Origin of the sequence: Streptosporangium sp. NPDC087985 (genome assembly GCF_044741965.1) — a bacterium.
Classification (GTDB): domain Bacteria; phylum Actinomycetota; class Actinomycetes; order Streptosporangiales; family Streptosporangiaceae; genus Streptosporangium.
Genome location: NZ_JBIUTQ010000007.1, coordinates 223,756 through 245,172 on the forward strand (window position 1 = coordinate 223,756; position 21,417 = coordinate 245,172).

The window sequence follows — 21,417 nt, forward strand, 5'->3', positions numbered from 1 at the left end:
CGGCGGGTGCGGATCGGCGGAGCCGGGGGTAATGGTGGAATCCCCGGAGCCGGCTCGCGTTTTAACCGTTGAGCATTTTTGAATCAGCCATCAGGAGAATCGTCCATGACGAAATCACATATGGCATGAGCTGGGATACGGGGCGGCGTGCGCCCGCCGCTGTTTTGAATGAAGATTCAAATAACTACGGCGTGAGGGCCGCCTCGACCCCCCTGACCAGGCGGCCGACCTCGGCGCGGAGGCGGACGAACTCCGGATGTTCCCTGGTGGAGATCTGGTCGCGCGGGCCCGGGAGGTTCACGCGCAGATCGCCGACGACCTTCGCGGGCGCCTTGGACAGCACCACGACCCGGTCTCCGACGTAGACGCTCTCGTCGATGTCGTGGGTGATCAGGACGATGGTCATCGGGTGGTGTGCCCTGACCTGCAGGACGAGATCTTCCAGGTCTTCCCTGGTCTGAGCGTCGACGGAGCCGAACGGCTCGTCCATCAACATCAGGGCGGGACGGTAGGCCAGCGCCCGGGCGATGGCCACGCGCTGCTGCATGCCGCCGGACAGTTCGAAGGGGTATTTGCTCGCGGCGGCGGGCAGGCCGACCTGCTCCAACGCCTCCTGGGCGGCCTCCTTGCGCTGCTTGCGGTCCATGTTCCGGCGCCGTAGGGGCAGGGCGACGTTGTCGCTCACCGACATCCAGGGGAACAGCGATCGGCTGTAGTCCTGGAAGACGACGGCCAGGTTGTCGGGCGTCTGCCGCACCGGAATCCCGCCCACCTCGATCTCCCCGCCGGTCGGCTTGATGAGGCCGGCGATGGAGCGCAACAGAGTGGACTTTCCGCAGCCTGAAGGGCCGACAACGCAGACGAGTTCCCCCTCGGCGACGCTCAGTTCGAGTCCGTCAATGGCCCGGTGCACGTTCTCGCCACTGCCGTAGGTGTGGGTGAGGTTGGCGATCTCAAGCAAGGTGATTCCTAGGGCGTGATCCGCTGGTAAGTGTGCGGGGACTCTAGCGGAGTTCAAATATCGCAGTCGCGGTATGTCCAATTTATGCCTATGTGTCAATCATTGCACTGAAGATGGCTAAGAAGGAAATTTGATACTGAAGTGTCAGAAGTCATTTCATAGCCATATATGTGCGCTACGATCCTGACCGTTCCCTTCTCGAAGATCGTTTCTTCATGCTGTGCGGTCTTCTTCTGCTGTGCGGTCCTGGAGGATCCATGAAACTCCGTTCATCAATCGTCGGGGTCCTGGCGCTGGCACTTGTGACGGTCACCGGATGCAGTGGCGCCGACGAGTCCACCAAGGACTCCGCCGGCGGTTCCGGCCTGGAGAAAACGAAGATCACTGTTGGGACGATGCCGGTGGTCGACACGGCTCCTCTGCAGATCGCGATGGACCAGGGGCTGTTCAAAGCCGAGGGCCTCGACGTCACGCTGACCCCTCTCGCGGGTGGCGCGGAGGCGATCCCGCAGCTCAAGCGCGGCAGCCTGGACATCAGCTTCGGCAACTACGTCTCCTTCTTCTCGGCCTCGGCCAAGGGGGTCATCGACCTGAGGATCGTCGCCGACGGCTTTCAGAGCGGGCCCAAGACGCATGTGATCATGGTCCCCAAGGACAGCCCGATCCAGACGCCGGCTGACCTCGAAGGTAAGACCATCGCGGTCAACACCAAGCGCAACGTCGCCTCGATGCTGGTCCGGGTCGCCGCCAAGGCGCACAACGTCGAGCTCGACGAGGACAAGAACTTCGTGGAGGCACCCTTCCCGGAGATGGAGGGCCTCCTGAAGGCCGGGACGGTCGACGCCGCCCAGGTCGTCGAGCCGTTCGGCACCTTCGTCGGCCAGAACATCGGCGCCCGGATCATCTGGGACACCTCGGAGGGCCCGACCGCGGACTTCCCGATCGCCGGCTACGCCTCGACCGCGGAGTTCGCCAAGGCGAACCCCAACACGGCGGCGGCGTTCCAGCGGGCGATGGCCAAGGCCCAGGCGCTGGCGGCCGACCGGGCGAACGTGGTCGCGGCCATCCCGAAGTACACGAAGATCCCCGCTGAAGCGGCCGGGAGCCTCGCCATCGGCGGCTTCCCCACCACGCTGAACGCCACCAGGCTCCAGCGGGTCGCCGACAGCATGAAGGAGTACGGCCTCCTCGACGCGCCGCTCAACGTGCAAGACCTCATCGTCGCCGACAGATGAACAGAACCCGTGTCATCCGAGGGGTGATCGGCGTCTGTGCGGCGGTGGCGCTGGCCGAGGCGGTCGCCCGGCTGGGGATCATTGATCCGGAGATCGTCCCGCCGATCTCCGCCGTGCTGCTCCGATCCGTCACGCTGGCGGGGGACCCCGTGTTCCTCACCAACATGGCGGACACGGTCCTGGCCTGGCTGATCGGACTGGCGCTGGCCGCCGTGGCGGCGGTCGTCGTCGGCGTGCTGCTCGGATCGGTCCCGTGGCTCAGCGCACCGAGCCGGATGGTGGTGGAGTTCCTCCGCCCCATCCCCTCGGTGGCGCTGATCCCGCTGGCGATCCTGCTGTTCGGGGTGGAGACCGAGATGAAGGTCTCCCTGATCTTCTACGCGGCGACCTGGCCCATCCTGTTCAACACCCTCTACGCGCTCCGGGACGTGGACCCTGTGGCGAAGGACGCGATGCGCAGCTTCGGGTTCGGCCGCCTGGCCGTGCTCTGGCGGGTCTCGCTACCCAGCGCCGCGCCGTTCGTGGCGACCGGGGTACGCGTCGCCGCGGGGGTGGCGCTGGTCGTGGTGGTGGGCGCCGAACTGCTCAGCGGGGGCCAGAGCGGTCTCGGCACCTTCCTCATCGAGGCGGGCAGCGCCGGAGGCAACACCGACGTGACACTGGCCGGCGCGGTCTGGGCGGGGGCCCTCGGCCTCATCGTCAACACCCTGCTGGTCCGGGTGGAGCGCGGCGCGTTCCGCTGGCACTTCGCGCGCACGGAGAGGACACGATGATGAGCTGGGCCGGCGCGGTGGCGCGCGGCGTCCTCACCGTGGTGTCCCGCCTGTGGCTGGCGGCCGCGCTGTTCGTGGCCTGGGAGGTGGCCGCCCGGATCATCCGGGAGAGCTACTTCCCGCCCCCGTCGGAGATCGTCGCGGCGATGCACGAGCTGTGGTTCTCCGGTCCGGCGAGCCGGCTGTTCCTCACCGAGAAGGCTCTGGACGACTTCGGCCACAGCCTGTACAACCTCTCCGTCGGCTGGGTGCTCGCCTGCCTGGCGGGGATCGCCGTGGGCATCGCGCTGGGTCTGTCGCGGACGCTGGCCGACTACGTGGAGCCGATGGTCCACTTCGGGCGGGCGATCCCGCCGCCCACCCTTCTCTCCTTCTACATCGCGGCGTTCCAGCTCGGAACGCCCATGCAGGTGGCGACCATCGTCTCCGGAGTCGTCTGGCCGGTGCTGCTCAACACCATCGACGGCGTCCGTACGGTGGACCGGCTCCATCTGGAGAGCGCCGAGGTCTTCGGCGTGCGAGGGGCCCGCAGGCTGCTGCGGGTCGTCATACCCGCCGCGGCGCCCAAGATCGTGGCCGGTGTCCGTATCAGTCTGGGGATCGCCCTGATCCTGATGGTCCTGTCCGAGCTGGTCGGGAGCACGGCGGGCATCGGTTCCCTTCTCGTCGGCGCCCAGCGCAGCTTCGAACTGCCCCAGATGTGGGCGGGGATCATGCTTCTGGGCGTGCTGGGATACCTGTTCAACGCCGTCTTCGTGGCGATGGAGAAGCGGGCGCTCAGGTGGCACCTGAACGCGCGGGGGGCGACATGAGCTTTCGGCAGATATCGAGGAAGTCATGAGAGTACTGGTCATCGGTGGCGGCATCGGAGGGCTCACCACTGCGCTCAGCCTCCACGCCGCGGGCATCGGCTGCGAGGTCGTCGAGTCGGTTGTGGAGCCGCGACCGCTCGGGGTGGGTATCAACCTGCAACCCCATGCCGTCCGCGAACTCACCGAACTCGGTCTGGGAGAGGCGCTTGCCGAGATCGGCATCCCGACGAGCTACCTGACCTACACCGACAGGTTCGGCGGGGCGATCCTGGCGCTGCCGCGCGGGAGGTTCGCCGGATACGACTGGCCCCAGTACTCCATCCACCGTGGCGAACTGCAGATGCTCCTGCTGGAGACGGTGCGTGAGCGCCTCGGTACGGTCAGGACCGGGCTGTCGCTGGAGGACTTCGAGCAGGACGAGGCCGGGGTCACGGTGTCGCTGCGCGACGTGCGGACCGGCGAGCTCCTGAAGGAGACGGCCGACGTCCTCGTGGGCGCGGACGGTATCCACTCGACCGTACGCGCCCGGCTCCATCCCGACGACGGGCCGCTCCTCTGGAACGGGATCCGGATGTGGCGGGGAACGACGGAGGGGGATCCCTTCCTCGACGGCGCCACGCTGATCGTCGCGGGTTCCAACCTGTCGGCCAAGTTCGTGGCCTACCCCATCTCGGCGCGGGTCCGGGCCCGGGGACGAGCGTTGATCAACTGGGTGGCCGAGGTGATGATCGCCGACCCCGGTCCCGTCCCGGTCGCCGACTGGTCCAGGCCGGGCCGTCTGGAGGACGTGCTCCCGCACTTCGACGGCTGGCGGTTCCCCTATCTGGACGTACCGGCGCTCATCTCCGGTTCGGAACGGATCCTGGAGTACCCCATGGTGGACAAGGATCCGCTCCCCCGCTGGGGGGCGGGCCGGGTCACCCTGCTGGGGGACGCCGCGCATCCGATGTACCCGGTGGGCTCCAACGGTGGTTCGCAGGCCGTGCTTGACGCCAGGGTCCTGGCCAGGGAACTGGCCTACGCGGCCGATCCGGTCACGGGACTGGCCGCGTACGAGGAGGAGCGCAGGACCGCCACCACCGGCCTCGTGCTGGCCCATCGCCAGCTGCCCATGGAGGAGACCATCGCGATGGTCTCCGAGCGAGCGCCCGACGGGTTCGCCGACATCGCCGACGTGCTCACGCCGGCGGAACTGGCGGACATGGCCGCCGCCCAGCGGCGGACCACCGATATGGACATTAATGCTCTTAATGGCCGTTCTTCATGGAATGTTGCACGTCAGACGCATCGGTGATGATTTGTCGAATAAGTGATGTGAACGCCAGAGGCTGCTGACGAGGGAATTAGGTAAATATGTATGGAAAATCCGATTTGATGGGTTTAGGGGCATTGGCTGAACTTGTGGAGCTGTGCTCCAATAACCCTCACCCTGTGGACGCGTCGGTGTCCCATACCACCCAGGTGTTTGACGTGTTCCTCTCCGCAGTCGGCCGCCCGATGAGAGGCAGCGGATACCTATGAGGACAGCATCACCGGGTGAGGATCCTGACATCGGCCCGGCCGCGATGGCGGCGTCCAGCGGTCAGGACCGGGACGGAACCTCCGGAGACGGCGATTCCCCCGTCCGGAGCGGCAGCGGGCTCGCGCTGCGCAACTGGCGCGTGCGGTCCAGGCTGATCGCTCTCGTCCTCATTCCCACCCTTGCCGGTGTCGTTCTCGGCAGTCTCCGGATCGTGTCCTCGGTCTCCAGCGCCGCCGACTACGGGCGTGCCGGGAAGATCGCCGAATTCTCCATCCGCCTGAGCACCCTCACCCACGAACTGGCCCTGGAGCGCGACCTCTCCACGCGTTTCATCGCCGAGCGCCGCACCGTCAACGGGCGCGCGGCGATGAGGAAGCAGCAGACGGTCGTCAACAAGGCCGTCGGAGACGTCCAATCGGTGATCGACTCGCCTGATCTGGCCGGCGCGGACAGCTCGGGCGGACAGCGCATCCAGGACAAGGTCGCCCAGATACGCAGCCGCCTGACGGAGCTGGCGAGCATGCGCCAGGCCATCGCACGCACCCAGCTGCTGGCCCAGCCCACCCTGGACATGTACTCGCGGGCGATCCAGGACCTGCACGCCATTCACGACGAGATCGGCAAGGGCGTCACCAACGACGAGACCCTCACCGGCAGCGTCTCCGCGTTCGCCGCGCTGACCCGCGCCAAGGAGCAGGCCTCTCGCGAGCGCGCCGCCCTCGCGATCGTCATCGCCTCCGGGCGCTTCAGCGGGGAGAGCTTCGACACCTTCGTCTCCGCCCGCGCGCAGCGCGACAGCGAGCTCGTCACCTTCCGTTCCGAGGCCTCGCTTACCCAGCGCCAGGCCTACGACGACACGGTGAGCGGCCAGGAGAAGGACCGGGCCGAGCTGATCCGCATCCGCGCCCTGGTCTTCCCGACGCTGGAGCGGAAGCCCGGTACCCCCTCCCTGATGCCCCTGTCGCAGGCCGACAAATGGTTCGACTCCACCAGTGACGTCATCACGCGCATGCGTGACGTCCAGAAGAGCCTCGGCGACTCGATCCTCTTCCGGACCCAGGAACTCCAGAAGGCCGAGCAGCGCAGCGCGCTGATCGTCGGGGCCGTCGTCACGGCCCTGCTGCTCCTGGTCCTCGGCATCACCGTCCTGATGGCTCAGTCACTGGTCCGGCCGCTGCGCACCCTGCGCACCGAGGCCCTGTCGATCGCCGGCCGCCGGCTCCCCGAGACCGTGCAGAAGCTGCGGGAGACCGGGGAAGCGGCCGTGCCCTCGCAGATCCCCCCGATCGGGGTGAACTCCGACGACGAGATCGGCCAGGTGGCACGGGCCTTCGACGAGGTCCACCGCGAAGCCGTACGGCTGGCGGGCCAGGAGGCCACGCTGCGGAGCAACGTCAACGCGATGTTCGTCAACCTCTCCCGGCGTAGCCAGACCCTGGTCGAGCGCCAGCTGTCCCTCATCGAGAGCCTGGAGCAGGGCGAGCAGGACGAGAGCCGCCTCGGCAGCCTGTTCCGGCTCGACCACCTGGCCACCCGCATGCGCCGCAACAGCGAGAACCTCCTCGTCCTCGCAGGCCAGGAGCCCGCGCGCCGGTGGAGCCAGCCGATCCCGCTGATCGACGTGGTCCGCGCCTCGCTCTCGGAGGTCGAGAACTACGACCGGGTCGACCTGCGGCTCTCCGGTGGCGTCTCCGTGGCCGGAACCTCCGTCAACGACGTCGTTCACCTGATCGCCGAACTCGTGGAGAACGCGATCTCCTTCTCCCCCAGGGAGACCAAGGTCATCGTGTCCAGCAACCGGATCGACGGCGGCGGCGTGATGGTCTCGGTAACCGACATCGGCATCGGCATGACCGCCGAGGAGCTCTCCCAGGCGAACTGGCGACTGGCCAATCCGCCGGTGGTGGACGTCTCGGTGTCCCGGCGCATGGGCCTGTTCGTGGTCGGCCGGCTGGCCCTGCGGCACGGCATCCGCGTGCAGCTCCGCCAGCAGGACAGCGGTGGCCTGACCGCCATGGTCCTGCTCCCCGAGGCACTGCTCTCCGTCTCCAGCGCCCCCGCGATGCCGGCCGGTCCGGCCATGACGTCCGTCGGCGGCGACTGGGCAGGGGGAATGGCCTCGATGGACCGGACCTCCATGCTGGCCGGCCCCACCACGCTCAATCCCGCCCATCCGTCGTTCACCTCCTTCGAGGCCGCCCATCCGTCGTTCGCCTCCTTCGAGGCCGCCCACCAGCCGTTCGCCTCCTTCGACATGGGCCAGCAGTTCAACTCCTTCGAGGCCGCGAAACCCTCCGACAGTGGCTACTTCGGTCGGGCATCGGTCGACACCCCCCCGGCCGGCCACATGCCCGCACCGGGTGCCGACCACGGCTGGCCGAGCCTGTCCCAGGCGGACACCGGGGTGTGGCCGGCCCCGCCGGCCCCGCCGCCCACCGGCGACTCGGGACTGTTCCAGCGGCGCTCCTACGGAGCGGCCGACAGCACCGGCCCGCTGCCCGTGGTCCGCGACTCCTCGCCCATGGAAGAGGCGAAGGAGGAGTTCCTGCCGATCTTCGCCGCGGTCGAGTCCGACTGGTTCAGGAAGGTCGAACCCGCGGCCCCCGCCCGGGAACCGGCCGAGGAGGCCAAGGACCCAGCCCCGCTCCAGCCCGCACCGGCACCCGAGGCCTGGTCCTCACCCGCGGACGTGGGATGGCAGGCGGCCCAGGCGGCCAGTGAACCCTCGCTCGGCGGAATCACCGGCTCAGGTCTGCCCAAGCGCGTGCCCAAGGCGAACCTGGTGCCCGGTACGGCCGCGCCGGACCTGAGCGCGGCACCTCAGACCCCCGTATTCCGGCCAGCCGTCTCTCCCGAGGCGGTGCGCAACAGGCTGGCGAGCTTCCAGCAGGGAGTACGGCAGGGCCGCGCGGCGGCCAGAGGCGAAGTCGGCGACGAGCAGCCGTATCCCGACTTCGGCCGGGGTGTTGAAGGAAACAAGGAGGACCGGTGAGAGAGCTCATCTTGGTCGCCAAGGAGGATGACACGTGCGCGAAATGAGCCAGGCCGCCCGGGGGGTCAATTGGCTGATCACCGATTTTGTAAACAATGTCCCAGGCGTGGCGCATACGGTCGTGGTGTCGGCGGACGGTCTGCCGTTGGCGTATTCCGAAGGCTTCCCCCGCGACCGGGCGGATCAACTGGCGGCGGTCGCGGCCGGCCTGATCAGTTTGACCCAGGGTGCCTCCCGGGTCTTCGAGGGCGGCGCCGTCACCCAGACGGTGGTGGAGATGCAGCGAGGGCTGCTTCTCATCATGTCGATCAGTGACGGCTCCTGCCTTGCCGTGCTGGCGGCGGCCGACTGTGACATGGGTCTGGTGGCCTACCAGATGACCCTGCTTGTCGAACGGGCCGGCCAGGTGCTGACGCCGGCCGTCCGTGCCGAACTCCAGGCCTCTCACCCCAGGTGAGGACGATGATCCTAGGAGGATGCCGTGGCAGGCCGCGGCTGGGCTGGTGAAGGTGACCCGCTGGGCGGGTCACCCTACCAATCGATGGACGACCCTTACCGGCAACGGGGTGGTCCTTCACATCTCATGCAACCGGCACCGGCGGAGCAGAGCTCCCTGGTCCGGCCGTATGCCGTGACCGGGGGGCGGACCGCCCCCCGGACCCAGCTCGCCATGGAGGCCCTGGTCTCCTCGGCGACGTCCGTACATCATGATCTATCCACCCGCACTCCGGAGTATCAGGCGATCAGCGCCCTGTGCCGGCAAGTGCGTTCGGTCGCTGAGATCTCCGCGATGCTCCGCATCCCGCTCGGCGTTACCCGGATCCTGGTCGCGGACATGGCGGCCGAGGGTCTGGTCCAACTGCATCAGCCGCAGCTGGACGCGGGCAAGCCGGATCTCAACCTGCTGGAAAGGGTGCTCAGTGGACTTCGCAGGCTCTAGCCGCAGCGGCGGCCTGACATCGACGAAGATCGTCGTCGCCGGTGGATTCGGTGTTGGTAAAACCACGTTCGTGGGGGCGGTCTCGGAGATCCTGCCGCTGACCACGGAGGCGGTGATGACCGACGCCAGCGCCGGTATCGACGACCTCGGTCTCACTCCGAACAAGACCACCACCACGGTCGCGATGGACTTCGGCCGTGTATCGCTGGACCGTGACCTGATCCTCTACCTGTTCGGCACGCCGGGCCAGCACCGCTTCTGGTTCATGTGGGACGACCTCGTCCGCGGCGCCATCGGTGCGATCGTACTGGTCGACACCCGGCGGCTCGCTGACAGCTTCCCGGCGATCGACTACTTCGAGGAGGCCAAACTCCCGTTCGTGGTCGCGGTCAACGGCTGGGACGGGACCTACCTGCACGGTGAGGAAGAGGTACGGGAGGCGCTGACGCTGGCGCCGCACATCCCGATCTCACGGACCGACGCGCGTTCGCGGGACGCGGTGAAGGCCACGCTCATCACGCTGGTGGAGCACGCTCTGACCGTGCGGATGGCCGTTCCCGGATGGGGCCGCTGACCGCACCGACGGCCTTTTTCCGGGTGGCGCCGTATGACCACCGGGGCGTTAGTCATGCCTCCCAACGGATAGGCTGGGGGGTCGAGTCGCAGACCTGTAGCGCAGAGGCTGGCCAATCACGTGTTCGAGACGCTTTCCGACCGGCTCACATCGGTCTTCTCCTCCCTCCGTTCCAAGGGTCGGCTGTCCGAGGCCGACATCGACGCGACCTGTCGCGAGATCCGCATCGCGCTGCTCGAGGCCGACGTCGCGCTGCCCGTGGTCAGGACGTTCGTCGCCCAGGTCAAGGAGCGCGCCCGCGGCGTCGAGGTCTCCCAGGCGCTGAATCCCGCGCAGCAGGTCGTCAAGATCGTCAATGACGAGCTGATCGAGATCCTCGGCGGGGAGACCCGGCGGCTTCGCTACGCGAAGAACCCGCCGACCGTCATCATGCTCGCGGGTCTCCAGGGTGCCGGTAAGACCACCCTGGCGGGCAAGCTCGCCCGCTGGCTGCGTGACCAGAACCACACGCCCATGCTGGTCGCCGCCGACCTTCAGCGCCCGAACGCGGTCCAGCAGCTCCAGGTCATGGCGGAGCGCGCCGGCGTCGCCGTCTACGCGCCCGAGCCGGGCAACGGTGTCGGTGACCCGATCGCCGTGGCCCGCCAGTCGATCGACCACGCCAGACGGCAGCAGCACGACATCGTCATCATCGACACCGCCGGCCGCCTGGGCATCGACCAGGAGCTGATGAAGCAGGCCGCGGACATCCGCGACGCGGTCTCGCCCGACGAGGTCCTGTTCGTCGTCGACGCCATGATCGGTCAGGACGCCGTCTCCACGGCCCAGGCCTTCATGGAGGGTGTCGGTTTCGACGGCGTCGTGCTCACCAAGCTCGACGGCGACGCCCGTGGTGGCGCCGCCCTGTCGGTCCGCCACATCACAGGCAAGCCGATCATGTTCGCGTCCACCGGTGAGAAGCTGGAGGACTTCGACGCCTTCCACCCGGACCGGATGGCCTCCCGCATCCTCGACATGGGTGACATCCTCACCCTGATCGAGCAGGCTCAGAAGACCTTCGACGAGGCCGAAGCCGTCAAGATGGCGGGCAAGCTCACCTCGGGTGAGGGCTTCACTCTGGAGGACTTCCTCGAGCAGATGATGATGGTCCAGAAGATGGGCCCCATCAAGAACCTGCTCGGCATGATGCCCGGCATGGGGCAGATGCGCGAGCAGCTCAACCAGGTCGACGACCGTGACCTGGACCGCATCGCCGCCATCATCCGCTCCATGACCCCGGGCGAGCGCCAGAACCCCAAGATGATCGACGGCTCCCGCCGGGCCCGCATCGCCAAGGGATCCGGTGTGACGGTGACCGAGGTGAACGGCCTGGTCACCCGGTTCTTCGACGCGCAGAAGATGATGAAGAAGATGGCCGGCGGGATGGGCATCCCCGGTATGCCCGGCGGACGCAAGGCAGGCAAGGCCGCGCAGAAGAAGGCGGCCAAAGGGCGGCGGGTCAGCGGTGACCCGCGCAAGGCGGCACTCGGCAAGGGTGCCTCCGGCACGGACGCCACTCCCGCCGGCACCGCGGGCCCGGGCGGTGCCCTCGGCAGGCTGGGCGCCGGTCAGCTGCCGCCCGGCCTCGAACTGCCCCCGGGCTTCGACCCCTCGAAGTTCAAGCTTCCCGGGCAGAAGTAGGTGTGAGCGACAACGGGTTCGACCGGCGGGCCCGGTGGATCTGGCTGGCCATCGTGGTGGGATTCATCGCCATGGCGACGCTGGAGCTGCTGGGAGTGCGGCCCAGGTAGGACCGGGAGGAGCGGGGGTGACGGAGAGATCCGGCACCCCCGCTCCTCCGTCGTCCCTCCCTACCCCGGACACGCGTGGATTACCGAGATTTGCCCTCCTCGAGCCGGACGGGATGGGCCATGTTTGGCTGGGCACTCCCGTGAGTCTGGCACAATGGCATGTTGGAACATCGTGACCACGTGGGTGCCCTCTCACCCCCGCGTGCCACGCCTGTCCCTATGAACGGTCCTCTCCTCGTGCCCCACTCGATGAGATGCCGTTCACCCACGCTCTAATGCAGGAGAGACCACACCAGTGGCAGTCAAGATCAAGCTCAAGCGGCTCGGTATGATCCGCAACCCGCAGTACCGCATCGTCATCGCCGACAGCCGCACCAAGCGTGACGGCCGGGCGATCGAGGAGATCGGCCTGTACCACCCGAAGGAGACCCCCTCGCGCATCGAGGTCAACTCCGAGCGGGCGGCTTACTGGCTGGGTGTCGGCGCGCAGCCGACCGAGCCCGTGCTCAAGCTCCTCAAGCTCACCGGTGACTGGCAGAAGTTCAAGGGCGAGCCGGCTCCGGCTCCGCTCAAGGTCGCCGAGCCCAAGGCCGACCGGCACGCTGCCTACGAGGCCGCCGCCAAGGAGGCGCTGTCCCTGGACGCCGCCACCACGCCGAAGAAGCCGGCCAAGAAGGCCGTGAAGGCTGACGAGCCCGCCGCTGAGACCTCGACTGAGCCGGTCGCGGAGGAGAAGCCGGAAGGCGAGGCCTGAGGTGCTCGAGGAGGCCCTCGAGCACCTGGTGAAGGGCATCGTCGAACATCCCGACGAGGTCCAGGTTCACGCTCGCCGCATCCGCAGCGGGCGTGTGCTTGAGGTCCGGGTCCACCCCGAGGACCTCGGCAAGGTCATCGGCCGTGGTGGCCGTACGGCCAAGGCGCTGCGCACTGTCGTGAACGCCTTGGGCGACGGCAAATACGTTCGGGTCGATCTGCTCGACCTGAACGAGGCCCGCTAGCCGACACGAGATCCATCGAGTGAACGGGTCACCCACCCAGAGTGGGTGACCTGTTTGCTTTCTGTGACAAACGATCATTTTGGGAGGCGGGCGTGCAGCTTGTCATAGGCCGGATCGGCCGCCCGCACGGACTCCGCGGCGATGTGTCCGTGGAGGTGCGCACCGATGACCCGGAGAGGCGTTTCGCCCCGGGTACGGCCGTCGTCACCGACCCCGCGTCGGCCGGTCCGCTCGTCGTCGAGTCCCGGCGCTGGCACTCCGGTGTCCTGCTGGTCAGGTTCGAGGGCGTCGACGACCGCAACCGCGCCGAGGAGCTCCGCGGCACCACCCTCGTCATCGACTCGGCGGACATCCCGCCGCCCGACGATCCCGACGAGTTCTACGACCACCAGCTCATCGGCCTCACCGTCGTCACTCCCGACGGCGAGCAGGTCGGAGAGGTGTCCGACGTCCTCCACCACGGCCAGGACCTGCTCGTCGTACGGAGGGGCGGCGGCACCGAGGTCTACGTGCCGTTCGTGAAGGCGCTCGTCCCCGTGATCGACCTGGACAGGGGCATCCTCGTCGTGGACGGGCCCGCCGGCCTGCTCGACCCGGACGCGATCGTCTGACATGCGCATCGACATCATCTCGATCTTCCCCGAGTACTTCGCCCCGCTCGACGTCTCCCTCATCGGCAAGGCCCGCGAGCGCGGCATCCTCGACATCCACCTCCACCAGCTCCGCGACTGGGCTCACGACGTGCACCGCACGGTGGACGACACTCCCTACGGCGGCGGGCCCGGCATGGTCATGAAGCCCGGCCCGTGGGGGGAGGCCATCGACGCCGTCCTCGCCACCGACCCCACCGCGCAGCCCAGGATCATCGTGCCGACTCCCAGCGGGGTGCCTTTCACCCAGAAGCTGGCCATGGAGTACGCCTCCGAACCGTGGCTGCTGTTCACCCCGGCCCGTTACGAGGGCATCGACTCCAGGGTCATGGCCGAGTACGGCTCGCGCGTGCGCGTGGACGAGGTCGGCATCGGCGACTACGTGCTCGCCGGTGGAGAGGTGGCGGTGCTGGTGATGGTCGAGGCCGTCGGACGGCTGCTGCCCGGCGTGCTCGGCAACGCCCACTCGGCCGTGGATGACTCGTTCGCGCCGGGGGCGATGGAGAACCTTCTCGAAGGCCCCGTCTACACCAAGCCGCCCGAGTGGCGGGGGCACGAGGTTCCGGAGATCCTGCTCTCCGGGCACCACGGCAAGGTCGCCCGGTGGCGGCGTGACGAGGCGCTCCGCCGTACCGCGAAGAACCGTCCCGAACTGCTGGCCGTGCTCGATCCGGGGAGCCTGGACAAGCACGACCGGCAGGTCCTGTCGGAGCTCGACCTCCCCGACTGATCATGACGTCGGGGCCGTGGTCCGTGGACCGGAGGGACGGGTTGACGGGTTGATTTCCGGTCGGTCGCGAAAATATGGCAGACTGAACCGTTGCCGCCGACTGTCCACAGGTCGGCGCGCGCCGTCGGGCAGATGGGCCTGACTCCCAAGACACCGTCCAATTCAGCACGCGTGTCCATCTCGAAGCCGCTTCAGCGCGGCCGGGTGGACCTCCGGGTGCTCGCGTAAATGAGGTACCACTGCCATGCACACGCTGATCACCGAGCTTGAGAAGGCCACGCTCCGCAGCGATGTCCCGGACTTCCGTCCCGGTGACACGCTCGAAGTTCACGTCCGCGTGATCGAGGGCAGCCGGTCCCGTGTCCAGATCTTCAAGGGCTTCGTCCTGCGCCGCCAGGGCAGTGGCGCCCGCGAGACCTTCACCGTCCGCAAGGTCAGCTACAGCGTTGGCGTCGAGCGCACCTTCCCGGTGCACAGCCCCGTCATCGAGAAGATCACCGTAGTGACCCGTGGCGACGTCCGCCGCGCCAAGCTCTACTACATGCGTGACCTGCGCGGCAAGGCCGCTCGCATCCGCGAGAAGCGCGACGCCCGCTAGGGTCTCGCCCCTGCCGTCCTGGCCCGCCTCCCCACACGGAGAGCGGGCCAGTCCCGTTCAAGGAGGTTTGACCTCCGATGGGTAAGACGCATAGCCATGTCCGTACGGTAGGAGACAGGCCGAGGCCGGTCATCATCTAGGCTCGTCCACGATGACTAGCGAAGGCCGGGAGTACGGCGCAGCCTCGCGTCGACCTGTCGAAGACGAGGTGGACGTGGTTGCCGAAGACGCCCAGAAGACTGCCCAAGATGGCAAGGACAAGAAGAAGGGCTCTCTCTGGAAGGAGCTTCCTGTCCTGCTCGTCGTCGCGCTGGTCCTCGCGCTGATAATCAAGACCTTCGTGATCCAGGCGTTCTACATCCCGTCGGAGTCGATGGAGAACACCCTCCTGACGAACGACCGGGTCCTGGTGAACAAGCTCGTCTACCACACCCGCGACATCGAGCGCGGCGACGTCGTGGTGTTCTCCGGTGTGGACTCCTGGGACGGCGAGGTGCCGTTCGAGGAGCCGTCCAACCCGGTCTCCGCGTTCTTCCGCTGGATTGGCACCGCCTTCGGTGTGGTCCCCGGCGAGAAGGACTACATCAAGCGCGTCATCGGTGTCGCCGGCGACACCGTGAAGTGCTGTGACGTTCAGGGGCGCGTCACGGTCAACGGTGTTCCCCTCGCCGAGAAGTCCTACCTCTACCCCGGTGACGTGCCGTCCCGGGAACCCTTCGAGGTCAAGGTCCCGCAGGGCCGCCTCTGGGTCATGGGCGACCACCGTTCGGTCTCCCTCGACTCCCGCTCCCACATGGATGATCCTGGTAACGGAACCATCCCGGTGGACAAGGTGATCGGCCGGGCCTTCGTGATCGTATGGCCGTTCTCCAGGGCGAAAATTCTCCCCATTCCCGACACCTTCCAGCAGCCCGCACTCAAGGCGGCCGTCGCCCTGGGAGAAGCCGCTCCGCTTCTCGCGGGTTTCGCGGGGGCCGTGCCGCTGGTGCTGTGGCGTCGTCGCTGGCTCTCAAGGCGGTAGCCGTACCTCATGACTGTGGAACCTGACAGCACGTCCGTGGAGTCCGGGAAGAAGAAGCCGTCCCGCAGGGGCGGCCTGCGCGAGTCGCTGACTCTGATCGTGTCCGGCGTGGTGGTGGCCCTGCTGCTGCAGGCCTTCGTCTTCCGGAATTTCTCGATCCCTTCGGAGTCGATGGAGAACACCCTGCGGGAGGGTGACCATGTGGTCGTCAACCAGTTGCACGGCGAGAGCGAGCGCGGCGACGTGGTGGTCTTCAGGGGGTGGCCGGGCGGTGACACCATCAAGCGGGTCATCGCGGTCGGCGGTGACACGGTGAAGTGTTGTGATGCCCAGAAGCGGATCACCGTCAACGGGGTTCCGATCGACGAGAAGGAATACCTGTACCCCGATGACTTCCCCTCGGGCGAAAAGTTCGAGAAGGTCGTGCCCCCGGGGCGCCTGTGGGTGATGGGAGATCACCGCTCCGCCTCCGGTGACTCGCGCAGCCACGAGAATATGGAGGGGGAGGGCACGATCTCCGAGGACGACGTGATCGGCCGGGCCTTCGCGATCTACTGGCCGCCCTCCCGTGTGGCCATCCTCTCGACACCGGATGTCTTCGCCGGACCGGAGACCTTCGACACGGCGCGGTAGTCCGAGATCTTCACCGGGACGGGCGGACGGGGTTCCCTGAGCCGAGGTCCGATAGCGGTACCGAATGCCGCGGATGGGGCGTACTCTCGGCTCATGGTCGCTATGTCTGCCGTGGTGCCATGACCGTTGCGTTCCGTCCCGCGCCGAGCGTGGTCCGGCGGAATTCGGGACTGTACGGCTATGAGCGGGCTCTCACACGCCGCGGGCTGGGGCCCGTGGCAGGGGTGGACGAGGCCGGCCGGGGCGCCTGCGCCGGGCCGCTGGTGGTCGCCGCGGTGGTGCTCAGCCGCCGGATCGACGGCCTGAACGATTCCAAGCTGCTCACCGCCTCCCGCCGCGAGTCACTGTACGGACTGATCATGACGACCGCGGAGGCGGTCAGCGTGGTGGTGATCCCGCCGGCCGAGATCGACGCGCGTGGACTGCACAGGTCCAACATCGAGGGAATGCGCCGCGCCGTCGCCCGGTTGTCCGGTGACCTCGGCTACGTGCTCACCGACGGTTTCCCCGTGCCGGGCCTGCCCGTGCCGTCACTCGGCGTGTGGAAGGGCGACCAGGTGGTGGCCTGCGTCGCGGCGGCCTCGATCGTGGCGAAGGTGACGCGGGACAGGATGATGATCGAACTGGACGGATCCCATCCCGAGTACGGTTTCGCGGTGCACAAGGGTTATGGCACCGTGAGTCATCGCAGGGCACTGGAGGCTCACGGTCCGTGTCCGGCCCATCGATTCTCGTTCGCGACGGTGGCGCGGTCCAGGCCGGGCGGGGTGATGGGTGAGAATGAAGTGGGGGCCGGTCCCACCTGATCGGGTGGACCGGGAAGGCGTGCAACAGGAGGACCGGTATGAGCGCAGAGGATCTCGAGAAATACGAAACCGAGATGGAGCTGCAGCTTTACCGTGAGTACCGCGACGTGGTCGGGCTGTTCAACTACGTCGTGGAGACGGAGCGGCGCTTCTACCTGACCAACTCTGTTGATCTGGATGTCCGGACGGCCGAGAACGGTGACGTGTTCTTCGACGTGAAGATGCAGGACGCCTGGGTCTGGGACATGTACCGACCGGCGAGGTTCGTGAAGAACGTCCGGGTGGTCACCTTCAAGGACGTCAACGTAGAGGAGCTTGCCAAGCCCGAGCTGGAGATGCCCAAGGAGGGTTTCTCCAGCTGAGGCGTTCTCCACAGACGCGGCTCGCGCCTCCCGAGTATCCACAGAATCGGATTCGGTCCGCTGGGGACGGGGCGCGCTGAGCCAAGGTCGGGGACCGGAGGTGGTTCCATGGCCGCGAAGGACGAGTTCGGCAGGCACGGTGAACAGGTCGCCGTCGACTATCTGCTGGCGCAGGGCATGCAGATCCTGGATCGCAACTGGCGATGCCCGGACGGGGAGATCGACGTGGTCGCCCGTGAGGGGCGGGCGCTCGTCGTGGTGGAGGTGAAGGCCCGGTCCGGCCGCACCCACGGGACCGCCTTCGAGGCGGTGACCGAGGCGAAGCTCGGCCGCCTGCGCAGGCTCTCGGGCCGCTGGCTGGCCGCGCGGTCTGAGCGGTTCGACTCCATCCGTATCGACGTCATCGCCCTGGAGCGGTTCGCGGGGGACATCGTCCTCCGCCACGAGCGGGGGGTGTGGTGAGTGGCTGTCGCACGCACGCGCTGCATCGCGCTGGTCGGGGTGACCGGCCATCCCGTTGACGTCGAGGCCGATGTCGGTAGCGGCATGGCCGGCCTGCATCTCATCGGCATGCTGGACACCGCGCTGAGCGAGGCGCGGGACCGGGTCCGCTCGGCCGTGGTCAACAGCCGCTACGGCTGGCCTGACGCGCGGATCACCGTCAGCCTGTTCCCCGCCAGCCTGCCCAAACGCGGCAGCGTGTTCGACGTCGCGATCGCCGTGGCCCTGCTCGCGGCGGCGGGGATCGTGCCCCCCGCCAAGGTCGCCGAGCCGTTCTTCCTGGGCGAGCTCGGCCTTGACGGCTCGATGAGACCGGTCCGCGGCGTGCTCCCCGCCGTGCTGGCGGCGGCCGGAGCCGGTGCCCGCACCGTCGTGGTCCCTCCGCACAACGCCGCCGAGGCCGGTCTCGTGCCGGATGTGACCGTGATCGCCGCCGCCACCCTGGGGGAGTTGGTGAGCCGGCTGCGGAGTGACGACCCGGCTGGCAGGCCCGCTGCCGGGGGCGCTCCGTACGCCGAGCCGCCCCGCCTCGGCGGCGGACCGGGCGGCCCGCGGCCCGCCGCTCCGGACGGTCCGGACGGTCCGGACGAGATCGTCCCGGACCTGGGCGACGTGGCCGGCCAGCCCTTCGCCCGCCGCGCACTGGAGGTCTGCGCCGCCGGAGGCCACAACCTCTGGATGCTGGGCCAGCCGGGCACCGGCAAGACGATGCTCGCCGAGCGGCTGCCCACCCTGCTCCCGCCCCTGGAACGGGACGAGGCACTGGAGGTCACCGCGATCCACTCCATCGCGGGCGCGCTGCCGATGGACCGCCCGCTGCTGACCCGTCCGCCGTTCGTGGCACCTCACCACACCGCGACCGTCGCGGCCGTGATCGGCGGCGGCAGCGGGGTGATCCGCCCGGGGGCGGTATCGCTCGCCCACAGGGGTGTCCTGTTCATGGACGAGGCTCCCGAATACGCGGCGACCGTTCTCGACTCGCTCAGGCAACCGCTCGAATCGGGCAGGGTGACGGTCTCCAGGGCGCTGGGCTCGGTCACGTTCCCCGCCCGGTTCATGCTGGTGCTGGCAGCCAACCGGTGTCCCTGCGCGCGGCCGTCCAGCCCCGAGGACCCGTGCCGGTGCACTCCCGCGGCCCGCCGTCGCTATCTGGCCAGGCTCTCCGGCCCGTTGCTCGACCGGATCGACGTCAAGGTCACCCTGTACCGGTCGACCCGCCGCGAGCTCCTCGCCGACCGCCGGTTCATCGAGCCGAGCCGGGTGGTGGCCGAGCGGGTGCTCGTCGCCCGCGGACGGGCCGCCGAACGGTTCGCGGGCAGGCCGTGGCGGTGCAATGCCGAGATGCCCACCCGTGCGCTCCATGCCGACTACCGCCCGTCGCCGCAGGCGATGTCGCCCCTGCTCCACTGTCTGGACAGTGGAGAGCTGAGCGCCCGGGGTCTGGACCGCGTGATCAGGGTGGCCTGGACCCTGGCCGACCTCGGCGGCAGGGACAGGCCCGAAGTCGAGGAGACCAACGCCGCACTCGGACTGTGGCTGGGGGAGGAACGGTGAACGACCGGCTCGCGCGGGTCACGTTGATGCGGCTGGCCGAGCCCGGCGACGCCGTGATGGGCAGGCTCGTCGCCTCACAGGGTCCGGACGCCGCCGTCGGGCGGATCCGGGAGGGGCGCCCGGACCCCGAGTTCGCCCGCTGGTTCGCGGCCTCCTCGTGCCAGGGCTCGGCCGGATCGCGGCAGGAGCGGGTCACCGTCAGGCTTGAGCGGATGTTCGCCGCCTGGGCGGCCCGGCTGGAGACGGCCGAGCCTGACCGCGACCTGGCCGAAGGGGAGCGGGCAGGGGCGCGGCTGGTGGTTCCCGGTGACTGCGAATGGCCGACCCAGCTGAACGATCTGGGAGACTCCCGCCCCCACGCCCTCTGGCTCCACGGTGATGCCGATCTGCGCTTCTCCTGCCTGCGCTCCGTCGCCGTCGTCGGTTCCCGGGCCGCCACGCCGTATGGCACGCATGTCGCGGCGGAGTTCGGGGCCGGGTTGAGCGAACGGGGATGGAGTGTGGTGTCAGGCGGCGCGTACGGCATCGACGGGGCGGTCCACCGGGGCGCCCTGGCCTGCGGGACACCGACCGTCGCCGTGCTCGCCTGCGGCACCGACATCGCCTATCCCAGCGCGCATCACTCGCTGTTCGCGGCCGTGCGTTCCCAGGGCCTGCTGGTGAGCGAGTGCCCGATGGGCGTCCACCCGACTCGGCCGCGTTTCCTGGTCCGCAACCGGCTCATCGCCGCGCTGACACGGGGCACCGTGGTGGTCGAGGCGGCCGTGCGCAGCGGGGCGCTCAACACCGCGGGGCACGCGGTCTCGCTCAACCGCCACCTGGCCGCCGTGCCGGGGCCGGTGACCTCGGAAACCTCAGCGGGATGTCACCGGTTGATCCGCCAGGGGACGGCCACCTGTGTGACCACTCCCGAGGAGATGATCGAGCTCGTCGGTGCGATGGGCGGTGATCTGGCTCCCGAACCCCGAGGCCCGGTGTTCCCGCGTGACCGGCTGAATCCCGAGACCCGTGCGGTCCTTGAGGCGGTGCCCGCCCGGGCCGGGGCGGGTCCGGCGACGATAGCGGTGGCCGCGGGGGTCGACCTGGAGACCGTGCTGTCCTGCCTCGGCGGCCTGGCCGCCGCCGGGTACGTCGAGCGTGTTCCCCGGGGCTGGCGCCTGCGTCCGGACAGATCCGGCGGTGGCTAGATCAAGGACACGGACTGCCGGTGCGGAGCCGTAGGGTGCCGGCCGCCGCCCGCCCCGCACGGGGGCGTCGCCCGCGCATCAGCCGGGAACTCCACGGTCAGGCCCGCGTGTGGCAGGTGTCTCCCGGGCGGGCCGGTCGCTCTGGGCCGGGTAAGCAGGCCAGATGGGGAGAAGCCGGACCTGGCCCCGGCCCAGCAGGAGCAGCGGGTCGAGATACAGGTGGTCGCGGAGCAGGCCCCAGTGCAGGCAGGAGGCCGGGCAGTGCCCGGGAACATCCTGGAGGACGCCGATCACCTCACCCCGCTCCACCCTCTGGCCGCGCCGTACCGACGGCTGGACCGGCAGGTAGGTCGTCCGCAGGCCGCCGGGGTGAAGCACCGTCACCACCCCCCGATCCGCGAGCGGCCCCGCGTAACCGACCGTCCCGGCTCCGGCCGCGCGGACCTGCTCGCCGGGTGCCGCGGCGAGGTCGGCGCCCCGGTGCCCGGCCAGCCAGGGCTGGGCCGGGGGCGCGAAACCGCGGAGCACGCGGGGCCGCCCGGTGAGGGGCCAGTCCCAGCGGGAAGAGGGCTGCGGCGCTCTCCCCTGGGCGGTCCGGCCGAGTGTGCCGTGCGCGCCCGCGGCCTCCGGCGCGACGAGCAGCAGCGTGGACAGCAGGACGGGGAGCGAGGCCTGCGCCCCGAGGGCGCGGAAGCGATTCACGTTTCCGAGGATGGGAGACGTATGAGGGGTCCGGGCGCGCCGAGCGGGATTCTGTGGACAGGTGATCGGGGCTGTG

At 68.7% G+C, this 21,417-nt stretch carries 23 protein-coding genes; 21 read left to right on the plus strand and 2 right to left on the minus strand.

Features of this window, described 5'->3' with window-relative positions; all coding sequences use genetic code 11:
• Positions 1-184: 184 nt before the first annotated feature.
• Positions 185-961 carry an ABC transporter ATP-binding protein gene (locus ACIN94_RS17180; RefSeq protein ID WP_400706478.1) on the minus strand — a complete coding sequence of 259 codons (777 nt, stop codon included), beginning with the start codon at positions 959-961 and terminating at the stop codon, positions 185-187.
• Between the two features lie 257 nt (positions 962-1,218).
• Between ACIN94_RS17180 and ACIN94_RS17185 the strand changes: the two genes are divergently transcribed.
• The 21 genes from ACIN94_RS17185 (at position 1,219) to dprA (ending at position 20,639) form a co-directional block, all read left to right on the plus strand.
• Complete coding sequence (locus ACIN94_RS17185; protein WP_400706481.1) at positions 1,219-2,196, plus strand: ABC transporter substrate-binding protein; 978 nt, start codon at positions 1,219-1,221, stop codon at positions 2,194-2,196.
• Positions 2,193-2,969: an ABC transporter permease gene (locus ACIN94_RS17190; RefSeq protein WP_400706484.1), complete on the plus strand. Its 777-nt coding sequence runs from the start codon at positions 2,193-2,195 to the stop codon at positions 2,967-2,969. The genes ACIN94_RS17185 and ACIN94_RS17190 overlap by 4 nt, the downstream gene beginning before the upstream one ends.
• On the plus strand, positions 2,966-3,781 hold the full coding sequence (locus ACIN94_RS17195) for an ABC transporter permease (protein WP_400706487.1): 816 nt from the start codon (positions 2,966-2,968) through the stop codon (positions 3,779-3,781). The genes ACIN94_RS17190 and ACIN94_RS17195 overlap by 4 nt, the downstream gene beginning before the upstream one ends.
• A 25-nt stretch (positions 3,782-3,806) precedes the next feature.
• Positions 3,807-5,075: a flavin-dependent oxidoreductase gene (locus ACIN94_RS17200; RefSeq protein ID WP_400706490.1), complete on the plus strand. Its 1,269-nt coding sequence runs from the start codon at positions 3,807-3,809 to the stop codon at positions 5,073-5,075.
• Positions 5,076-5,298: 223 nt separating this feature from the next.
• Entirely contained in the window at positions 5,299-8,295 is a 2,997-nt protein-coding gene (locus ACIN94_RS17205) for a nitrate- and nitrite sensing domain-containing protein (protein WP_400706493.1), read from the plus strand.
• Positions 8,296-8,338: 43 nt separating this feature from the next.
• The gene (locus ACIN94_RS17210) at positions 8,339-8,752 is read left to right on the plus strand and encodes a roadblock/LC7 domain-containing protein (RefSeq protein WP_400706496.1); all 414 of its coding nucleotides are present in this window, start codon (positions 8,339-8,341) and stop codon (positions 8,750-8,752) included.
• 126 nt (positions 8,753-8,878) lie between these two features.
• Entirely contained in the window at positions 8,879-9,235 is a 357-nt protein-coding gene (locus ACIN94_RS17215; RefSeq protein WP_231509361.1) for a DUF742 domain-containing protein, read from the plus strand.
• A complete protein-coding gene (locus ACIN94_RS17220; protein WP_400706499.1) occupies positions 9,216-9,809 on the plus strand; it encodes a GTP-binding protein in 594 nt (197 codons plus the stop codon). The genes ACIN94_RS17215 and ACIN94_RS17220 overlap by 20 nt, the downstream gene beginning before the upstream one ends.
• 120 nt (positions 9,810-9,929) lie before the next feature.
• Entirely contained in the window at positions 9,930-11,489 is a 1,560-nt protein-coding gene (gene ffh, locus ACIN94_RS17225; protein ID WP_400706502.1) for a signal recognition particle protein, read from the plus strand.
• 405 nt (positions 11,490-11,894) lie between these two features.
• Positions 11,895-12,353, plus strand: coding sequence for a 30S ribosomal protein S16 (gene rpsP, locus ACIN94_RS17230; RefSeq protein WP_400706505.1), 459 nt, complete (start codon positions 11,895-11,897; stop codon positions 12,351-12,353).
• Between the two features lies 1 nt (position 12,354).
• Positions 12,355-12,597, plus strand: coding sequence for an RNA-binding protein (locus tag ACIN94_RS17235; protein WP_012888562.1), 243 nt, complete (start codon positions 12,355-12,357; stop codon positions 12,595-12,597).
• Positions 12,598-12,689: 92 nt separating this feature from the next.
• Positions 12,690-13,208: a ribosome maturation factor RimM gene (gene rimM / locus ACIN94_RS17240; RefSeq protein ID WP_400706510.1), complete on the plus strand. Its 519-nt coding sequence runs from the start codon at positions 12,690-12,692 to the stop codon at positions 13,206-13,208.
• A 1-nt stretch (position 13,209) separates the two neighbouring features.
• Complete coding sequence (gene trmD, locus ACIN94_RS17245; protein WP_400706513.1) at positions 13,210-13,977, plus strand: tRNA (guanosine(37)-N1)-methyltransferase TrmD; 768 nt, start codon at positions 13,210-13,212, stop codon at positions 13,975-13,977.
• A 244-nt stretch (positions 13,978-14,221) separates the two neighbouring features.
• Entirely contained in the window at positions 14,222-14,575 is a 354-nt protein-coding gene (gene rplS / locus ACIN94_RS17250; RefSeq protein ID WP_400706516.1) for a 50S ribosomal protein L19, read from the plus strand.
• Positions 14,576-14,726: 151 nt separating this feature from the next.
• On the plus strand, positions 14,727-15,596 hold the full coding sequence (lepB, locus tag ACIN94_RS17255) for a signal peptidase I (RefSeq protein WP_400706519.1): 870 nt from the start codon (positions 14,727-14,729) through the stop codon (positions 15,594-15,596).
• A gap of 9 nt (positions 15,597-15,605) precedes the next feature.
• On the plus strand, positions 15,606-16,229 hold the full coding sequence (gene lepB, locus ACIN94_RS17260) for a signal peptidase I (RefSeq protein WP_400706522.1): 624 nt from the start codon (positions 15,606-15,608) through the stop codon (positions 16,227-16,229).
• A 119-nt stretch (positions 16,230-16,348) separates the two neighbouring features.
• A complete protein-coding gene (locus ACIN94_RS17265) occupies positions 16,349-17,035 on the plus strand; it encodes a ribonuclease HII (protein ID WP_400706525.1) in 687 nt (228 codons plus the stop codon).
• A gap of 38 nt (positions 17,036-17,073) precedes the next feature.
• Positions 17,074-17,397: a DUF2469 domain-containing protein gene (locus ACIN94_RS17270; RefSeq protein WP_400706528.1), complete on the plus strand. Its 324-nt coding sequence runs from the start codon at positions 17,074-17,076 to the stop codon at positions 17,395-17,397.
• A gap of 108 nt (positions 17,398-17,505) precedes the next feature.
• A complete protein-coding gene (locus ACIN94_RS17275; protein WP_400706531.1) occupies positions 17,506-17,859 on the plus strand; it encodes a YraN family protein in 354 nt (117 codons plus the stop codon).
• The gene (locus ACIN94_RS17280; RefSeq protein WP_400706534.1) at positions 17,860-19,452 is read left to right on the plus strand and encodes a YifB family Mg chelatase-like AAA ATPase; all 1,593 of its coding nucleotides are present in this window, start codon (positions 17,860-17,862) and stop codon (positions 19,450-19,452) included.
• Positions 19,449-20,639, plus strand: a complete 1,191-nt coding sequence (dprA, locus tag ACIN94_RS17285; protein ID WP_400706537.1) for a DNA-processing protein DprA — start codon at positions 19,449-19,451, stop codon at positions 20,637-20,639. The genes ACIN94_RS17280 and dprA overlap by 4 nt, the downstream gene beginning before the upstream one ends.
• 78 nt (positions 20,640-20,717) lie before the next feature.
• Here dprA and ACIN94_RS17290 read toward each other — a convergent pair whose 3' ends face one another.
• Entirely contained in the window at positions 20,718-21,341 is a 624-nt protein-coding gene (locus tag ACIN94_RS17290; protein ID WP_400706540.1) for a murein hydrolase activator EnvC family protein, read from the minus strand.
• Positions 21,342-21,417 lie beyond the last annotated feature (76 nt).